This window comes from Dysgonomonas sp. GY617 (genome assembly GCF_015233815.1).
Taxonomy (GTDB): Bacteria; Bacteroidota; Bacteroidia; order Bacteroidales; family Dysgonomonadaceae; genus Dysgonomonas_A.
Genome location: NZ_JADCLR010000021.1, coordinates 96,332 through 114,237, shown reverse-complemented (window position 1 = coordinate 114,237; position 17,906 = coordinate 96,332). Strand labels below are relative to the sequence as shown.

At 35.7% G+C, this 17,906-nt stretch carries 16 protein-coding genes; all 16 read right to left on the bottom strand.

The window, feature by feature from the left end; all coding sequences use genetic code 11:
* Window positions 1-69 precede the first annotated feature (69 nt).
* Window positions 70-825 carry a succinate dehydrogenase/fumarate reductase iron-sulfur subunit gene (locus IR022_RS10335; RefSeq protein ID WP_050708474.1) on the bottom strand — a complete coding sequence of 252 codons (756 nt, stop codon included), beginning with the start codon at window positions 823-825 and terminating at the stop codon, window positions 70-72.
* A gap of 25 nt (window positions 826-850) precedes the next feature.
* Window positions 851-2,809: a fumarate reductase/succinate dehydrogenase flavoprotein subunit gene (locus IR022_RS10330; RefSeq protein WP_050708473.1), complete on the bottom strand. Its 1,959-nt coding sequence runs from the start codon at window positions 2,807-2,809 to the stop codon at window positions 851-853.
* 26 nt (window positions 2,810-2,835) lie between these two features.
* Entirely contained in the window at window positions 2,836-3,513 is a 678-nt protein-coding gene (locus IR022_RS10325) for a fumarate reductase (RefSeq protein WP_050708472.1), read from the bottom strand.
* Between the two features lie 452 nt (window positions 3,514-3,965).
* Window positions 3,966-4,988: an acyltransferase family protein gene (locus IR022_RS10320; RefSeq protein ID WP_194203635.1), complete on the bottom strand. Its 1,023-nt coding sequence runs from the start codon at window positions 4,986-4,988 to the stop codon at window positions 3,966-3,968.
* 99 nt (window positions 4,989-5,087) lie between these two features.
* Window positions 5,088-5,432 (bottom strand): 50S ribosomal protein L20, encoded by a 345-nt coding sequence (gene rplT / locus IR022_RS10315; RefSeq protein WP_050708470.1) that lies wholly within the window; start codon window positions 5,430-5,432, stop codon window positions 5,088-5,090.
* 112 nt (window positions 5,433-5,544) lie between these two features.
* The gene (rpmI, locus tag IR022_RS10310) at window positions 5,545-5,742 is read right to left on the bottom strand and encodes a 50S ribosomal protein L35 (protein WP_050708469.1); all 198 of its coding nucleotides are present in this window, start codon (window positions 5,740-5,742) and stop codon (window positions 5,545-5,547) included.
* Between the two features lie 69 nt (window positions 5,743-5,811).
* Entirely contained in the window at window positions 5,812-6,477 is a 666-nt protein-coding gene (gene infC / locus IR022_RS10305; protein ID WP_199330302.1) for a translation initiation factor IF-3, read from the bottom strand.
* Between the two features lie 78 nt (window positions 6,478-6,555).
* Window positions 6,556-8,502, bottom strand: a complete 1,947-nt coding sequence (gene thrS / locus IR022_RS10300) for a threonine--tRNA ligase (protein ID WP_194203634.1) — start codon at window positions 8,500-8,502, stop codon at window positions 6,556-6,558.
* 226 nt (window positions 8,503-8,728) lie between these two features.
* The gene (locus IR022_RS10295) at window positions 8,729-10,792 is read right to left on the bottom strand and encodes a tetratricopeptide repeat protein (RefSeq protein WP_194203633.1); all 2,064 of its coding nucleotides are present in this window, start codon (window positions 10,790-10,792) and stop codon (window positions 8,729-8,731) included.
* A 92-nt stretch (window positions 10,793-10,884) separates the two neighbouring features.
* On the bottom strand, window positions 10,885-13,272 hold the full coding sequence (locus IR022_RS10290) for an exopolysaccharide transport family protein (protein WP_050708465.1): 2,388 nt from the start codon (window positions 13,270-13,272) through the stop codon (window positions 10,885-10,887).
* Window positions 13,273-13,301: 29 nt separating this feature from the next.
* Window positions 13,302-14,063, bottom strand: a complete 762-nt coding sequence (locus tag IR022_RS10285) for a polysaccharide biosynthesis/export family protein (protein WP_194203632.1) — start codon at window positions 14,061-14,063, stop codon at window positions 13,302-13,304.
* Complete coding sequence (locus tag IR022_RS10280) at window positions 14,060-14,845, bottom strand: polysaccharide biosynthesis/export family protein (RefSeq protein ID WP_194203631.1); 786 nt, start codon at window positions 14,843-14,845, stop codon at window positions 14,060-14,062. Before IR022_RS10280 ends, IR022_RS10285 begins: the two co-directional genes overlap by 4 nt.
* A gap of 5 nt (window positions 14,846-14,850) precedes the next feature.
* Window positions 14,851-15,414, bottom strand: coding sequence for a peptide deformylase (gene def, locus IR022_RS10275; RefSeq protein ID WP_194203630.1), 564 nt, complete (start codon window positions 15,412-15,414; stop codon window positions 14,851-14,853).
* Window positions 15,411-15,842, bottom strand: a complete 432-nt coding sequence (gene ruvX / locus IR022_RS10270; protein WP_050708461.1) for a Holliday junction resolvase RuvX — start codon at window positions 15,840-15,842, stop codon at window positions 15,411-15,413. The genes def and ruvX overlap by 4 nt, the downstream gene beginning before the upstream one ends.
* Before the next feature lie 33 nt (window positions 15,843-15,875).
* The gene (gene lptB, locus IR022_RS10265; protein ID WP_242047169.1) at window positions 15,876-16,622 is read right to left on the bottom strand and encodes an LPS export ABC transporter ATP-binding protein; all 747 of its coding nucleotides are present in this window, start codon (window positions 16,620-16,622) and stop codon (window positions 15,876-15,878) included.
* A 57-nt stretch (window positions 16,623-16,679) separates the two neighbouring features.
* Complete coding sequence (locus IR022_RS10260; protein ID WP_194203629.1) at window positions 16,680-17,699, bottom strand: branched-chain amino acid aminotransferase; 1,020 nt, start codon at window positions 17,697-17,699, stop codon at window positions 16,680-16,682.
* Between the last annotated feature and the right edge of the window lie 207 nt (window positions 17,700-17,906).

The following is a 17,906-nucleotide window of genomic DNA, read 5'->3' as shown; positions in this document are numbered from 1 at the left end:
TAAAAGCGGCTACTTATAAAGTAGCCGCTTTTGTAGAACTATATCTTAAGGTATTTAAGTCTTATGATCTTAATCCTTGAATTTAGCAGTGATAAATTCGCGATTCAAACGAGCGATATTACTGATTGAAATGTTTTTAGGACATTCAACTTCACAAGCACCAGTATTGGTACAGTTACCGAAGCCTAATTCATCCATTTTTGCAACCATCGATTTTGCACGTTTCGCAGCCTCTACACGTCCTTGAGGTAATAAAGCAAGTTGACTTACTTTTGCCGAAAGGAATAGCATTGCCGATCCGTTTTTACAAGCAGCCACACAAGCTCCACAACCGATACATGATGCTGAGTCCATAGCCTCGTCTGCAGCTTCTTTCGAAATTGGAATTGCATTAGCATCTTGTGCTCCACCTGCATTTATTGAAGTGTATCCACCTGCTTGAATAATTTTATCGAAAGCTGTACGGTCTACCATCAAGTCACGGATAACAGGAAATCCTGCTGAACGCCAAGGCTCGATTGTAATAGTTTCGCCATCTTTAAATTTACGCATGTGTAATTGACATGTGGTGATATCTTCGTCTGGTCCGTGAGGGTGTCCGTTAATATACAAGCTACACATACCGCAGATACCTTCGCGACAATCGTGGTCAAATACGATTGGCTCTTGTCCTTGATTGATAAGTATTTCGTTTTGAATGTCTAACATTTCAAGAAAAGAAGTGTCTACCGATATTCCGTCCAATTTGTATGATTCAAAAGCTCCTCTTTCTTTAGGACCTCTTTGACGCCAAACCTTTAATGTTATATTTATTGTCTTATCCATTTTTGTTACTCTTTTACTAATTGGGTTATGCTTTATAGTTACGTTGTTGTCTAACTACAAATTCGTAGTCAAGAGGTTCTTTAATTAATTCAGGTTCTTGATCTTCACCTGTAAACTTCCAACAAGAAACGTAAGCGTATTCATCATCACGACGAAGAGCTTCACCTTCTGGTGTTTGGTACTCTTCACGGAAGTGTCCACCACACGATTCGTTTCTGTTCAATCCGTCAATTGCCATTAAATAGCCAATTTCAAGGAAGTCAGCTACACGAAGTGCTTTTTCAAGTTCAACATTTAACGTACTAGCTTCACCCGGTATGCGTACATTGCTCCAGAATTCTTTTTTCACTTTCTTGATATCCTCAATAGCTTTTTCCAAAGATTCTTTAGTACGTCCCATTCCTACAAAATCCCACATAATAAGCCCAAGCTCTTTATGTATAGAATCTACAGAACGATTTCCTTTGATACTCATAAGCTTAGCGATCTTTTTATTTACATCGTCTTCTGCTTGTTGGAATTCAGGAAGTTCAGTGCTGAAACGAGGTACAGTAATTTGGTCCGACAAATAGTTCTGAATAGTATATGGTAATACGAAATATCCATCAGCAAGACCTTGCATAAGAGCCGATGCTCCAAGGCGGTTAGCTCCGTGATCCGAGAAGTTAGCTTCTCCGATGAAGAAACATCCAGGAATTGAAGTCATCAATTCATAATCAACCCAAACACCACCCATAGTATAGTGAATAGCAGGATAAATCATCATAGGTGTTTCGTATGGATTGTCATCCACAATCTTGTCATACATTTGGAAAAGGTTACCATATTTAGCTTCTACAGTATCTTTACCTAAACGCTTGATAGCGTCAGAGAAGTCAAGATATACGGCTAAACCAGTACCACCTACACCGAAACCTGCATCACATCTTTCTTTAGCAGCACGAGATGCAACGTCACGAGGTACAAGGTTACCAAACGCAGGATAACGTCTTTCCAAGTAGTAGTCACGATCCTCTTCTTTCAATTGAGTAGGTTTAAGTTTACCTGCTCTGATAGCTTCAGCATCTTCCTTTTTCTTAGGTACCCAGATGCGTCCGTCATTACGAAGAGATTCTGACATCAAAGTTAATTTTGATTGGAATTCTCCGTGAACAGGAATACAAGTTGGGTGAATCTGTGCGAAACAAGGATTAGCAAAATAAGCTCCTTTTTTGTAACATTGGATAGCAGCCGAACCATTAGAACCCATTGCATTTGTAGAAAGGAAGAATGCGTTTCCGTATCCACCTGTTCCTACAACTACTGCGTGAGCCGAGAAACGTTCGATCTTACCAGTAACTAAGTTACGTGCGATAATACCACGAGCTTTGCCATCAATGATAACAAGATCAAGCATTTCGTAACGTGTATATAGTTTAACAGAACCTTTTTGTACTTGACGGCTCAATGAAGAGTATGCACCAAGTAAAAGTTGTTGTCCTGTTTGTCCTTTTGCGTAAAAAGTACGTGATACCTGAGATCCTCCGAATGAGCGGTTATCTAACAGACCTCCGTATTCGCGAGCAAAAGGTACACCTTGAGCTACACATTGGTCGATGATGTTATTCGACACTTCAGCCATACGATATACGTTTGCTTCACGTGCACGATAGTCACCACCTTTGATTGTATCGTAGAATAAACGGTAAACAGAGTCACCGTCATTTTGATAATTTTTAGCCCCATTAATACCACCTTGAGCAGCAATAGAGTGTGCACGACGTGGAGAATCCTGAATACAGAAGTTAAGGACATTGAATCCCATTTCTCCAAGAGATGCAGCAGCCGAACCTCCTGCTAAACCTGTACCTACAACAATAACATCAAGACGACGTTTGTTCGCAGGATTTACAAGCTTTTGATGGTCTTTATAGTTTTTCCATTTGTCAGCCAAAGGCCCATCAGGAATTTTAGAATCTTTTTTTGGATCTAATATAGTAGCCATATCTGTTTTTTTCTTTTAGCGGTTAATTAAATACAAGAAGAACAAAGGAAATGCTTCGCTAGGAAGAAAATCGGTACTATAGCAAAGCCTACACAAATGATAGTTGCTACTGCATATCCGATAACTTTGAAACGAGGTAACCATATTCTGTTATTGATACCTACTGACTGGAACATACTCCAGAAACCGTGTGCAAGGTGAAACCAAAGTGCTGTGATACCTATAAGATAAAGAAGCACATGCACAGGATTACTGAATAAATCAATTGCGATTACCGATCCGTGTGGTTCAGCACCTTCTAAATGGAAAAGTTCAGAGAACTGCATTTTGTACCAGAAATCGTAAAGGTGCAATACAAGGAAAGCAACAATTACTAGTCCTAATACCAGCATGTTTTTAGATGACCATTCTACAGGAGAAAGGTTAGATGATGCGTACACGTCGCTACCACGTGCTTTTCTGTTCTGCAATGTTAATACCACAGCATACAAAATATGTACGATAAACAATGCAGCTAAACCCATAGAAGCTACAATCGCATACCAGTTTGTTCCAAGAAAGTCACAAATCATGTCATAAGCTTCGACCGAAAAGATCAAAACTAAGTTCATGCTCATGTGGAATAGTAGGAACAAAATCAACGCACAGCCGGACAAAGCCATGATGAATTTGCGGCCAATAGAAGAATTAAGTAACCAACTCATAAGATTTAATAGTTTTTTAGTTATTTAATGGTTATTGATTAGACTCTTATAAATAAAAGTAATAGTGCATCTTTTTTATCAATGATTCGTAGTGCAAAAATAGAGTAAATAACCTAGTAAAGAAAGTAAAATGAGACTTTTTTGTCTGTTTTTGCATTGTTGCATAGGTTAATTATATTTCCTTTAGTTTATCTATTCTAGATTTGTATACTAATTATTTATAGTGAAAATGTTTTGAAGGCTCTTTGCATTAAAGAATCAGAGGTGAAAATGAAGTGTGAATTTTCAGGAAAGGATTGATCTGTGATTTTTTTTATAAGTGTAGATGAAAAATAGATAAGATCACTAAATGTCAAGTTCGGCTTATAGCAAAGTGTGAATATTATTCATCTTGTAAGTTTGGAGTATTTATTCTTTATGAGAAGTGTTCTTTAGTGTTGGAATTTTTTACGTTATTGAACGCTTTTTCTCGTTTTATTCATAACGATATGAATTGTTTTCCACATTAATGAATCACAGTATTTTAAGAATGGAGCTAAAATGCAGGTAACAGTTAAGTTCAGAATTAGAGCTAACAAAAATATTAGATACCATTTTAGTGAATGTTGCATGCCTATTATGACTACTCCAAGAGTGAGGCTTCCTCCTATGCCTTGAGCAAAATAAAAGAATAATGAGTTTCTACCGGGGTAGATAAATATGTTCTTTGGACTTATTTTTACTTTTCTTCTTAAAAAAATGATGGTAGATAAACCTACAGCAGATATGAGCAAATAAATTATATGAGGAGGGAATTTATATATTTGGATAAGTTTGGATTGATTTGCAATAAAGAACCAGAAAAATAGGCAGAACAATAGGCAGAACAATACAATGAGGATAGTGCCTGAAAATACTTGTTTACTTATATTGATATCTTTAAGCCTAAAGCCTAATAAGAATATGAATAAGTAAAAATTAATGATTGATATATAGATACTGTCAAGTATATAACCTTGAAAGCTTGAATATAGTATTCCTAAAAATAGGATGGATAGAATAATGTCTATTCTTAGTTTAGTAGAGGCGAAATGAATAATAATGGAGCCAATAACTGCAATTATAAAATAAGCTTTGATATACCATAATGAATAATTCACAGAGTGAAATGGTGGCATTGTTTTGTAGTCATGCGATATGTTATCAAAGAATAGTCCCCACGATACATCTTGTGTGTATATCGATGAAATTATAAATACAATAGAGATAAAAAGCATGAAGCTTAGTTGTAGCTTAAATAATCTGATGATTGTTTTCTTTATATTTCCGGAGGATGTAAGTCCACTGCAAAGGAAGAAGATAGGAACATCGGCCAGTAAAACAAAGTTTTTTAGGAAGACTGGAAATTCTCCACCTGAATGGTAGATGGTGTGAATGATTACAATGTTTATAATTGTGATGCCTTTTATAACATCTATGAAGTAGTCCCTCTGCATTATTTCTTTTACTCAAATTTACGTCAAAGATAAAAGAATATAAACAAAAAAAAGATCAAACAATAACTGTTTGATCTTTTTCTATATCGTAGAATATATTTATTTCACTTTATTTACGATAGCTGTGAATGCTTCTGGATGATTAAGAGCAAGGTCAGCTAGAACTTTGCGGTTAATCTCAATTCCTGCTTTGTGAAGAGCACCCATTAAACGAGAGTAAGACATTCCTTCTGCACGTGCAGCTGCATTGATACGTTGTATCCAAAGTGCACGGAAGTTACGTTTTTTAGCACGACGGTCGCGGAATGCATATGTTAGACCTTTTTCCCAAGTGTTCTTGGCAACTGTCCAAACATTTTTGCGGGCACCGTAGTAACCTCTTGTTAGTTTTAATACTTTTTTTCTGCGGTTGCGCGAGGCAACATGATTGACTGATCTTGGCATAATTGTAAGATGTTTTGAATGTTAGCGGTTCTCCTTTATTAATAAGAACTCTTTTGATGCGTACATTCGGTTAATAAACCTAATTGAAAATTTGCTTTAAAAAACTTCGAAATTATTTCAATCTAAGCATTTGCTTAACATTGTTCTCGTCAGACTTGTGGACAGTAGCTGAGTGAGTTAGATTTCTTTTTTGTTTTTTAGTTTTCTTAGTCAGGATGTGACTTTTGAAAGCATGTTTTCTTTTGATTTTTCCTGATCCGGTAAGGCTGAACCTTTTTTTGGCACCGGAATTAGTCTTCATTTTTGGCATCTTATTAAACTTAATTTAATTATTTAAAATAGCACCATTACTGGTGTTTTCCTCTATTCATTTTTGAGCTTACTCTGCTGCGGGCGTATCTTGAGTCTGAGTTTCTCCCTCAGGTTCAGTTGTCGCTTTTTCCTCAGTCTTTGGTTTCGCTTCTTTCACTTTGTGTGGCTTATCTTCTACTGGTTTTGGTTTTGGTTGTACTTTTTTAGGAGATAGCATAATGATCATTTTTTTACCTTCTAATTGAGGTAGTTGATCTACTTTTGCGAAGTCTTCTAATTCTGTAGCAAAGCGTAGTAGTAAAACTTCACCTTGTTCTTTAAATAAGATCGAACGACCTTTGAAGAACACATATGCTTTTACTTTACAACCTTCTTCCAAGAAAGATTTGGCATGTTTTAATTTAAAGTTGAAATCATGATCATCAGTTTGAGGACCAAAACGAATCTCTTTTACTACAACTTTAACTGTTTTAGCTTTTTGCTCTTTCAGTTTTTTCTTTTGTTGGTATAGAAATTTCTGATAATCAGTGATGCGACAAACAGGAGGATCTGCACTAGGAGAGATTTCGACTAAGTCTAAGCCTTTTTCGTCGGCTATTTTCAAAGCTTCATGTGTTGAGTAAACTCCTTGCTCAATGTTTTCTCCAACCAGACGAACTTGGGGCACACGAATTTTTTCATTAATTCTGTGAAGTTCTTCTTTTTTGTTGTTATTTATTCTGTTGTTCCTCATTAAAAAAGATTATTTCCTTTCTGTTTTATTTTTTCTTTTATGCTGTTGATTATCCGTTTATTTATAATGGACAGTGAATCAATGATTCCACGCATTCATCATTTTTTCAACTTCTTCAGTAATTTGATCGGCAAAGGTAGTAAATTTCATCGAACCTTTATCACCTTCACCCTGTTTTCTTACGGAAACTTCTTCACTCTCTGCTTCTTTCTCTCCTACAACGAGTAAATATGGGATTCGTTTCAATTCGTTATCTCTAATTTTTCTGCCTATTTTTTCGTTTCTGTCATCCACTTGAGAGCGAATGTCTTTGTTTTTTAAGAATGCAGATACCTTATGTGCATAGTCGTTGAATTTTTCGCTGATTGGCAAAATTACGACTTGGTCGGGTGTGAGCCAAAGAGGGAATTTTCCGGCAGTATGTTCTATTAGTACAGCAATGAAGCGTTCCATAGAGCCAAACGGTGCACGGTGAATCATTACAGGGCAATGCTTTTGATTGTCTGCTCCATTATATTCTAGACCAAAACGTTCAGGTAGATTATAGTCTACTTGAATTGTTCCAAGTTGCCAACGTCTGCCAATAGCATCTTTCACCATAAAGTCAAGCTTTGGTCCATAGAATGCAGCTTCTCCTAATTCAACTTTTGCGGGTAATCCTTTTTCTTCACAAGCTTCTATGATTGCACGTTCAGCTTTTTCCCAGTTTTCGTCAGTTCCAATGTACTTTTCTCTATTATTAGGATCTCTTAATGAGATTTGTGCTTCGAAGTTCTCAAAATCAAGAGCTTTGAAAATAATAAAGATAATATCTACAACTTTCAAAAATTCAGCTTTAAGCTGATCCGGTGTACAGAAAATATGCGCATCGTCTTGAGTAAATCCTCTAACACGAGTCAAGCCATGAAGCTCTCCACTTTGCTCGTAACGATATACTGTGCCAAATTCAGCTAGGCGAAGAGGAAGGTCTTTGTATGAGCGTGGCACTATTTTATAGATCTCACAGTGGTGAGGACAGTTCATTGGTTTAAGAAGAAACTCTTCTCCCTCTTCAGGTGTGTGAATAGGTTGGAAAGAATCTTTGCCATATTTTGCATAATGCCCAGATGTTACATATAATTGCTTGCTTCCAATATGCGGAGTCATAACCTGTTGATAGTCGAATTTCTTTTGTATTTGCTTCAAGAAATCTTCTAAACGTAGGCGCAATTGTGTTCCGCGAGGTAACCAAAGAGGTAGTCCCTTTCCTACATTTTCAGAGAATGCAAATAGTTCTAGTTCTTTTCCTATCTTTCTATGGTCACGTTTTTTTGCCTCCTCTAATAATACTAGATATTCGTCTAGCATTTTTTGTTTAGGGAAGGTAATTCCATATAAACGAGTCAATTGTTTTCTTTTTTCGTCACCACGCCAATAAGCCCCTGCTGCACTTAGTATCTTTACAGCTCTGATGTAAGAAGTATTGGGTAAGTGAGGTCCACGGCACAAATCGGTGAAAGATCCTTGTGTATATGTTGTTATGGTTCCATCAGCCAAATCGTTGATAAGTTCCACTTTATATCCTTCATTACGATCTCCGAATAATTTTAGGGCATCGTCTTTTGATATGCTTTTGCGAACTATTTCTTCTTTTTGGGCGATAAGATCCTTCATTTTCTTTTCGATAGCAGCAAATTCTGCATCTTTTACAGGGGTATCACCAAAATCTATATCATAATAGAAGCCATTTTCAATGGCAGGACCAATTCCGAATTTAGCATGAGGATACAATTCCTGTACAGCTTCGGCCATTAAGTGTGCTGATGAGTGCCAAAATGCATGCTTTCCTTCTGTATCATCCCATTTTAACAGACTTACCGTAGAATCTTCTTCTATTGGACGGGTTAGATCCCATGTTTGTCCATTGACACTAGATGCTAATACATCTTGAGCCAATCTTGAGCTAATACTCTCTGCAATTTGCATTGAAGTTGTTCCTTTGGGGAATTCCCTCACAGAACCATCAGGAAATGTAATTTTAATCATTTGTATACTATTTTTATTTATCTCCCTACAAGCGAAGATAATGTTTTATGATTTTGATCTGCAAAATTAAGAATTTTATAGAATCAGCAATCGGATATAGGAAAAAAGTGGCTGTTCTATCAAAAGATTCTTTATTTATCTAATTCTCTTATTGATAATAAAAGAGCAAGCATACTTCTATATAATAGATATGCTTGCTCTTTATGGTTGTTTATTTTTACAATACTTATTGAGTCATCCTTTTAATGATACTGTATGCGCTTACCATTCCGAGCTCACCGGCTTTTCGTAAGTCGTCTAAGCCTCTATCAGTATCTTTTATCTGTAATCTGTTTAAGCCTCTATTGTAATATGCCTCGGCAAATTCAGGATCTCGACGTAATATTTCATTATAATCAAGAATTGCAGCTCTAAAGTCTTTTTGAACCGATTTTATTTCTGCTCTATTATAGTAAGCAAAGGTGAAATCAGGAGATAGTTCTATGATTCGGTCATAGCTTTTAAGAATAGATTCATATTCAAGCCTTGATCTCATTGCCTTAGAGTCTGTATCTGAATTGCTTCCTGAAGTGGTAGATACAGACTTGTCTGCTCCTCCAAGCTTCATGTTGATACTCAATTCTGTTTGAGGAGCTTGATTGTACAATTCAGGAAGAATATCTTTAGACTTTAATTGCTTAGAATATGCTACTGCCAGATTAAAATAGGCAAGTGTAAACTTAGGGTTGATGACTGTCGCTTTTCTAAAGTCTTCAATTGCACTGCTGAAATCTTGCACCAACATGTAATCAATACCTCTAGCAAAATATAATATTGAATTTTGAGGTTGTTCATCAATCAGTTTTGAATATTCATTGATAGAGGTAAAATGGATTGCAATCTGTGTACTATCCAATGCTACTTCCTGATTCGTAATAATCAATTTTCGACTAAGAATATTCTGCTTATTGAGGTTTTCAAGATCTTGATTGTAATGGATGAACTTTTGGAAATCATTCATCTTCTCATAATAAGATACTATGAATGTTGGAGCCAGTTCTGTATTGACTTGTTTGTTTTGAACTTTTCCACGAGTTTCACTATTATACTTGCTCTTTTCTTCCTCTTCTTTATCCGCTACAACAAGAAGGTTGAATTTGTCAATCGTTTTATCTGATTTCTCTCTCGTTTTATCCATGTCTTTTCCAGCTAATGCGTCTTTCTTAGTTTGCTCTTCTTTTCGTCGGGCGTATAGATAATCCTGCTCAGCACTTCGTAAATCATTTTGTTTACGCTTAATTTCAGATCTCAGATAAAACCCTTGATAAAAATCGGGATACTCTTTCAATACTATATTTAAGTCTGCTAGCGCACCTTTTATGTCGCCAATATTGTTTTTTAGTATACCTCTATTCATGTAGGCAATAAAATTATCGGGCTCATTCTGTATAACAAAGTCAAAATCGGATATTGCTTTATTATCGTCTCCTACTTGAGCGCGTAGAAGGGCTCTGTTGAAATGGGCAATATGATTCTTAGGTTCTATGTCTATTACGTGGTCATAGTCTGCCATAGCTCCTCTTAAATCGTTTTTGTAGTATTTTGTAAGTCCTCGATTGATGTAATTGCCAGTCATAGTAGGATCAAGCTTTATAGCTTCATCAAAGTCACTTAAGGCTTTGTCGTATTCCTTTTGTGAAAAATAAGTTGAGGCACGCATTGAATAAGCAGGTGCAAAGTATTTGTCTTTGTCAATTGCTCTGCTATAACTATCCAAAGCTTTTATAGTATCGCCTCTCTCTAAATATAAACTACCTCTGGTTAATATCCCTTGAGTGTAATTTGGGTTTGTTTGAACTAACCGATCTAAACTTTTTTCAGCTTCCTCATAGTCCTTCTTCTCGATATTGACTATACCCATATTTATCAGGATAAACTTGTCATCTGGATTATTTTTGAGGCTTACTTTATAATCTTCTAGCGCTCCATCGTAATCTTTTTGGTTTTGACGTGCATCTGCACGTAATTGATAAGCATTCGTGAAAAAAGGATTTCGCTCAATGCATTGTGAGCAATCTTCATCCGTTCCTTTAAAATCGTCAAGATAATACTTGGCTATTGCCCTGTAGTAATAAGGTTCAGCCAGATATGGTTTTGATTTTATAACCTGATTGAAGTATTGTATAGCAAGAATGTAATCTTCGAAATACAACGCATTACGTCCGATTAATGTAACTCTGTCTGTGTTAATCTGAGCAGAGAGTATTACCGACTGAAAGAGCGTAAAAAGTATTAATATATATTTCTTCACGATTCTATAAAATGTTATGAACGGCAAATATATGAATTCTACTTATAGAAACTAAAAGAGAGGCAATTGAAGCCCCTCTTTTTATATATTTTTCATTTTTCGAAATAGTCATCGTGATAATACGAGTTCCGCTTCAAGTAGTAAGATTTGTCTCCATAATATCTCGAAGTTCCATAATATCCTTCTCTTCCTTTTACATCATTAAAGACTAATGCAGCATGCTCTAAGCCGTCATTGCGCATTTGACTAACAACACTCTTGAAAAAAGCTTTGTTTGTTTTAGCTCTACGTACGACAAATAGGGTAGTATCTACATATTTTGATAATATATATGCATCAGAGACTAGTCCGATTGGGCTACAGTCTACTATTACATAATCATATTTGGTCTTCAAGTGGTCTAGTAAGTCTTTTGTCTTTTTAGTTTTAATTAACTCACTAGGGTTGGGAGGTAGTGTTCCTGCTGTAATTACATCAAACTCGTACTCAGGATGAGTCAACGTTATTTCGTCCAAAGTAACTTGTCCTATCAGGTAGTTTGATACTCCTTTTTTGCTTTCGATATTTAACAGTTTTCCGACAGAAGGGCGTCTTAAGTCAAAGTCAATCAGAACAACTTTTTTTCCTGTCAATTGATATACCGAAGCGATATTTCCTGCAATAAATGTTTTACCATCACCAGGTTCGGCAGATGTTATTAAAGTTGATATGTTTGTTTCCTTTTGAGCCATATACTCAATCCTTATTCGCATATTACGAAAAGATTCAGCAAAGCTCGATTTTGGAAAGTTCTTAACCAATGTTGTTGAACCAGAAGATGATAATTTTTTGGATATATTCTCAATAGTTCCTATTACCGGTAAACCAGATAATCGTTCACAATCTTCTTTTGTAGATATAGCATGATTGAAAATCTCCTCCTTACATACAACAAACGCTAAAGGCAAAGCTAATCCGATAAGAAAGAAGAATGTGTAATTCTTTGATTTTTCGTCTCCATTTACTGGTCCTCCCTTTAGTCTGGGTTCTTCCATAATGAAGTTATCGGGAATGTTAGAGGCCTTCTGTATAGTAGCTTCATACCTTCTTTGTCTCAAATAGGTATAATAGGCATCATTTACCTGATATTTCTTTTCGTAACGTGCATATTCTCTTTCTTGAGCAGGCAAAGTAGACATTCTACTTTCGATTTCTCTTGTATTGCTATCTAGACTTTCTTTTTTATTCTGTATACGGTCTTGTAGAGCCCTTAACTCTTCCAGAATTTTTATTCTGAGGTTTGTTAAAGATTGCTCACTTTTTGAATACATGGGGTGAGCATTACCCATACTCGCAAGTTTATTTATTAAACTATTGTAGTCTCCTATCGATTGAGTTAATTTAGGCTCGGTTAAACCTAAAGCTGTAGGTTCAACAAGTTCTGTCCTGTTTAAGATAGAATTACTGATTTCATCGGTAAGTCTAAGGATCAAGCCTTCTTGAGCTTTAACTTCTCCTATGGATTGCATTACTGATTCTAACTCCGCGCGACCATCAGATTTTGTTATTCTATATAATCCGGTTTCATCTTGAAAATCCTTGAAGGTAGCTTCTGATTGTTGGAGTGAATCGCCTATAATTGCCATTTGCTTATCGATAAAGGCAATTGTTCTATCTGCTGCTTCGTTTTTTAGAGTTAAGTTATAATCTTCAAATTCTTGCAGCAATGCACGCAAGAAATCAATATCCTGAGCAGGGCTACTTCCGTATATTGATATCGCTAATGCAGTAGATCCTTCTCTAACCATACCTGATGATATTCTTCCAGAATAACGTCCTATAAGTTCCTCCTTAGATACAAACCTAAAGCTGAAAGGCTCAAAGTTTACTGCAAATCGAGGAGATTTACTTATTTTTATGTAGAATCTGGGTTCTTGAACAAATTGATCATAGGGCACTTCCATAGAGAATGGAGGTGTGGTTTCAGAACCTTCATAAAATATTCGGCACTTATCTGCATTTATTGGTTCTATTTCAAAAACAATACTGTATGCACTGGGTGCAACGTATTTAGCCTCAATCGTAATTGGTGTTAATCCATACCAATTATCAGCTTTAAATTTACCTTTTTTGAAATAGTCAACTCTCATTTGTGGTAATTTGGCAATTGAACGAACAACCATGTCATATGAATTAAGTATCATCTGCTGGTTGACTGAATTTTGCACTAAACTACCCAATTGAACAGCTCCTGAGGCTACGCCTCCACCTCTGCTTTCCATCATTAGGACTGCTCCGGACTGGTATAATGGAGTCCAGCTTTTGTTCTTGAGATAGGCATATCCTAAGAAAAGAGCTAGTGATAGAGCAAATAAATACCAATATTTAAGTATTCGGTAGAACCAAAGGACGAAGTCAAAAGAGAATTTTGTCTTTGCTTGAACTTCATCAAAATATGGGTCTGTTCCAAAATCGGCTGGTCTGTTTATATTCTGTTCCATGATTTCGTAAAATCCTTAAATTGTATTTCTTAATTTATTCGGAAAGATAATATTACCAACGCAGCAGTTATTGGGGCTATAATGGTTGCAATCAGTCCTGTAACTGAATTTATGCGGAAGAAAGCCCTTTTGCTGGTAGAGTAATAAATCATGTCATTAGGTTTGATATAGTAAAACTCAGATTCGATAATTGATTCAGCTCTAAGATCAAATTCTTTTATAATAGATCTTCCCGTTTCATCAAGTCTTATGATTTTCACTTTCTCTAATTCTAGGTCAGGTCCAGGCATTCCGTTGATAGCCAGTGCCTGAAATATGGTCATGTTGTCTTTGTATATATTTTGACGTCCATTTTGTTGTTTTGAAACTACATAATAATAATTGTTTTTTAAGAAAACTTTGACCTGAGCATCGGGTATAGCTTGTCTCATCTTATTTTGTATAACTTCTTCCGCTTCAGGAATTGTTAGTCCTAAGACTTGTATTTCGCCAAAAAAAGGAATGGATATATCTCCTGTTTCAACTATAGGATAAGATGATGATCTAGCTCCTCCTATTTCATTGGATACAACACCATTAAAAACATCTGAAAAGTCTTTATTACTTGTTAATATAGAGCATGATATTTCATCATTTATTTGAAGCTTATAGTCTTCAAAAGGTTTTGCTGCATATAATGGACCTTTGTCTTGTAATAAATTGGTTGTTTTAGGAGATGTACACGAGCTGTGTAATACTGTTGTCAATCCAATAATTAGACAATAACAAAAATATTTTAATCCTTTCTTCATCTTGATAATCTTGAAATTAAAGCTATTACTCCAGTTATTGTACCAAGTAATCCTACTATACCTAGTACTCCCGTGAAAGAGGTTATACGTCCAAAGAAAAACGTATTGGTTATCTCTGGTACATATATAACATCATTAGGCTGTATATAGTAGTATTCAGAATCAACAATATCTTTAGAACGTATGTCAAAAGTTTTAACTTCTGTTCCATTCGGAGTTTGTCTGATAATTTTCACCTTTTTGTGATCTCCAAAGGTTTGAATAGGGCCAGACATTGCCAATGCTTGAAATATTGTGAGCTTAGGTAGGTTCATTGCTATTCGATTTTGCCCAGCTTCTCCTAATACGCTGAAAAAGCGATTTTGAAGATTTAATTCAATTACTAGATTGGGAGAAAATGTTGAAAATCGTTCTTCTATAATTTTTTTTGCTTCATTTGTAGTATAGCCTTCCACTAAGATTTTGCCTAAATAGGGTATCTTAACAGTTCCATCTGAATAAACATTCAATACATTCGGTGCCGTTTGTTCGATAGAGGCTGCTGTTATACCTGAAGATTGATTAACTATATATACCGAGAAAAGTTCTCTCATGCTCTCATCTAGTGTATAGATGCGTAGCACAAGTTGATCGCCAATGATAATTTTATAATCATTGTTTAGATTCACATCAATAGGATAATTCTTCTTTATGTCTTGAAGAAGGTTGGTGTCTTTGGGTGTGACGCAAGAGCTCAACAGAGATATTATAACTATTTGCAATAATAGCAGTTTAATTTTCATAAGTCTCAAGGTTTGTTTTGAATAGCTTTTGTTCTATAAGAGCAATTTACACGCCCTTTTATCAGATTGTTTAACTTCGATTTTATCAATTGTTTTCTGATCCCTGAGATTTTATCTATGAAAAGTTTACCCTCTATGTGATCATATTCATGTTGAATGCAGCGTGCAAAAAAATCAGAATACACTTCTTCATGTTCAACGAAGTTTTCATCAAAATATTTGATTCTGATGGTTTCTTCTCTTTGGACACTTTCGTTAATTCCCGGAATACTGAGACAGCCTTCTTGAACAGAGGTTATTTCTCCTGTTCTTTCTAAGATTTCAGCATTAATGAAGGCTTTTTTGAATCCATGATATTTTTCATCATCTTCAGCTAGGGGTTCTAAGTCGATAACAAATAAACGGATGTTTAGACCTATTTGTGGTGCAGCTAAACCCACTCCATCTGCGTTGTACATTGTCTCGAACATGTTCTGAATAAGCTCATTCAGATTTGGGTAATCTTTTTCTATGTTATGAGCAATTTTTCTCAATACAGGTTGGCCATAGAGATATATTGGAAGTATCATAAATTCTTATTTTTGTATGTAAGACTTTCCATGTAGTCTTGTAATATAATAGTTGCACTTATTTCGTCAATTATAGCTTTATTCTGACGGTCTTTTTTCTTCATACCACTTTCTATCATAGATCTTTGAGCTATTACCGAAGTAAAACGTTCATCGTAATATTCGATAGGGATGTGGGGAAATTGAGCACAGAACTTTTTCACAAAGGGTTCTATATGTCTCATGTTTTCAGAAAATTCATTATTCATTTGTTTAGGCATGCCAATAATTACATAATCAACAGGCTCTTTTGCGAAATAATCTTTTAAATATGTTAATAGTGTATGAGTTGGTACAGTTGTAAGCCCTGTCGCAATAATTCTTAAAGGATCAGTAACAGCTAAACCTGTGCGCTTTGTTCCATAATCTATTGCAAGTAGTCTACCCATGAGCGGCAAAGATATAGTTTTTTTTATATATAATTATCTTGGGGGTTCGATTATACGTCTTTTTAACTCAAAATCACGACCCAGATACTTTTCTTTAACTGTTTCATTCGCTGCAAGTTGTTCAGGAGTACCTTGAAATAAAACTTTACCTTCGAATAATAGATAGGCTCTATCTGTTATGCTAAGTGTTTCATCTACATTGTGATCGGTAATAAGAATTCCTATGTTTTTATATTTTAGTTGAGCCACTATTTCCTGGATGTCTTGTACCGCTATGGGGTCTACTCCGGCAAAGGGTTCGTCAAGCATTATAAATTTAGGATTTATGGCTAAGCAGCGAGCTATCTCAGCTCGTCTTCTTTCACCCCCTGAGAGCCTGTCTCCTAAGTTCTTACGAACTTTATGTAACCCAAATTCAGAAATGAGACTCTCTAATTTTTCTTTCTGATATTCTTTCGATTGCCCTGTCATTTCCAAAACCGATCTGATATTGTCTTCTACCGTAAGCTTGCGAAAAATAGATGCTTCCTGCGCCAGATATCCAATCCCGTTTTGGGCACGTTTATACACAGGGAATTTGGTTATCTCCTGATCGTCAAGGAATATGCGTCCTTGATTTGGCATAACTAATCCTACTGTCATATAAAATGTTGTAGTTTTTCCAGCTCCGTTAGGACCTAATAAACCTACAATCTCTCCTTGTTTAACTTCTATTGAAACATGATTTACTACGGTGCGAGATTTGTATTTTTTAACTAAATCTTCAGTTCGTAGTATCATTTGTGATTTCTCGGGCTGCATTAATTTAACCTATTGATTCGTGAAACAGTTAAATACTTACTCAACTATAGTTACCCAATTATGGGTGTCAGGTTCATCTCCATACTGTATTGCTCTCAGTTTATTATAAAGGAGAGTGGATATTGGACCGGCTTGTTCGTTTTTAACAAAAGAGTATGATTTGTTTTCTTCCAAGTCATCAATTCTTTCAACTGGGCTAATTACTGCCGCAGTTCCACAGATGCCTGCTTCTTCAAAAGATCCTAATTCGTTCTCTGGTATTGGGCGACGTTCAACTTTCATTCCTAAATCTTCAGCTAATTGCATCAAGCTATTATTGGTGATTGATGGAAGTATTGAAGTTGACTCTGGTGTTATATACGTATTGTTCTTTATTGCAAAGAAGTTGGCTGGACCACCTTCATCTATAAATTTCTTTTCCTTTGGATCTAAATATAATACAGCAGAATATCCCATTTCGTGAGCTTTATGTCCTGCAACTAAACTTGCAGCATAATTGCCGCCAATTTTGTAGGTGCCTGTGCCTAGAGGGGCAGCTCTGTCGAAACTCCTGAATATTACAAGTGGAGTTGGTTTGAATCCTTCTTTAAAATAAGGGCCTACGGGGGTTACGAATACAACAAATAAATACTCTGCTGATGGTTTAACTCCTACTTGTGGGCTAATGCCTATAAGTAAAGGGCGTATGTATAGAGCTGCTCCACTTTCGTAGGGAGGAACAAATCTTTCATTTAGCTTAACCGCTTTGATAACAGATTCTTCAAAAACTTCGTTCGGAAGTTCTTGCATCATGATGCCTCGGCATGAAGACTGCATGCGAAGAGAGTTTTCTCTCATTCTGAAAATTCTGATTTTACCATCCTTTCCTCTGAATGCTTTTAGTCCTTCAAAAGCCTCTTGTCCATAATGCAGACAAGTTGCAGCCATATGAAGTTCTATTGTTTCGGAAGAACTTTCGGTTGGAGTGCTCCATTTTCCGTCTTTAAAATAGCTCCGAACATTGAAGTCGGTTTTTAAATATCCAAAAGATAAATTTGTCCAGTCTATTGTACCCATGTCTAGTATTCTATTAATAATGTCTATAACCTACGAAATAACCCGCGTGTTTTATATGTGAGTATTCGCAAAAGTACAATTTTAGTTTATTAGTTGATTGTTTTAGTTTAAATATTCTTAAAGATTAATCTTGATTTACATATATTTCGGATAGATATAGATTGAATCTATGAAAGATGTACTTTTGTGGGTATTTCTTTTGTGCAT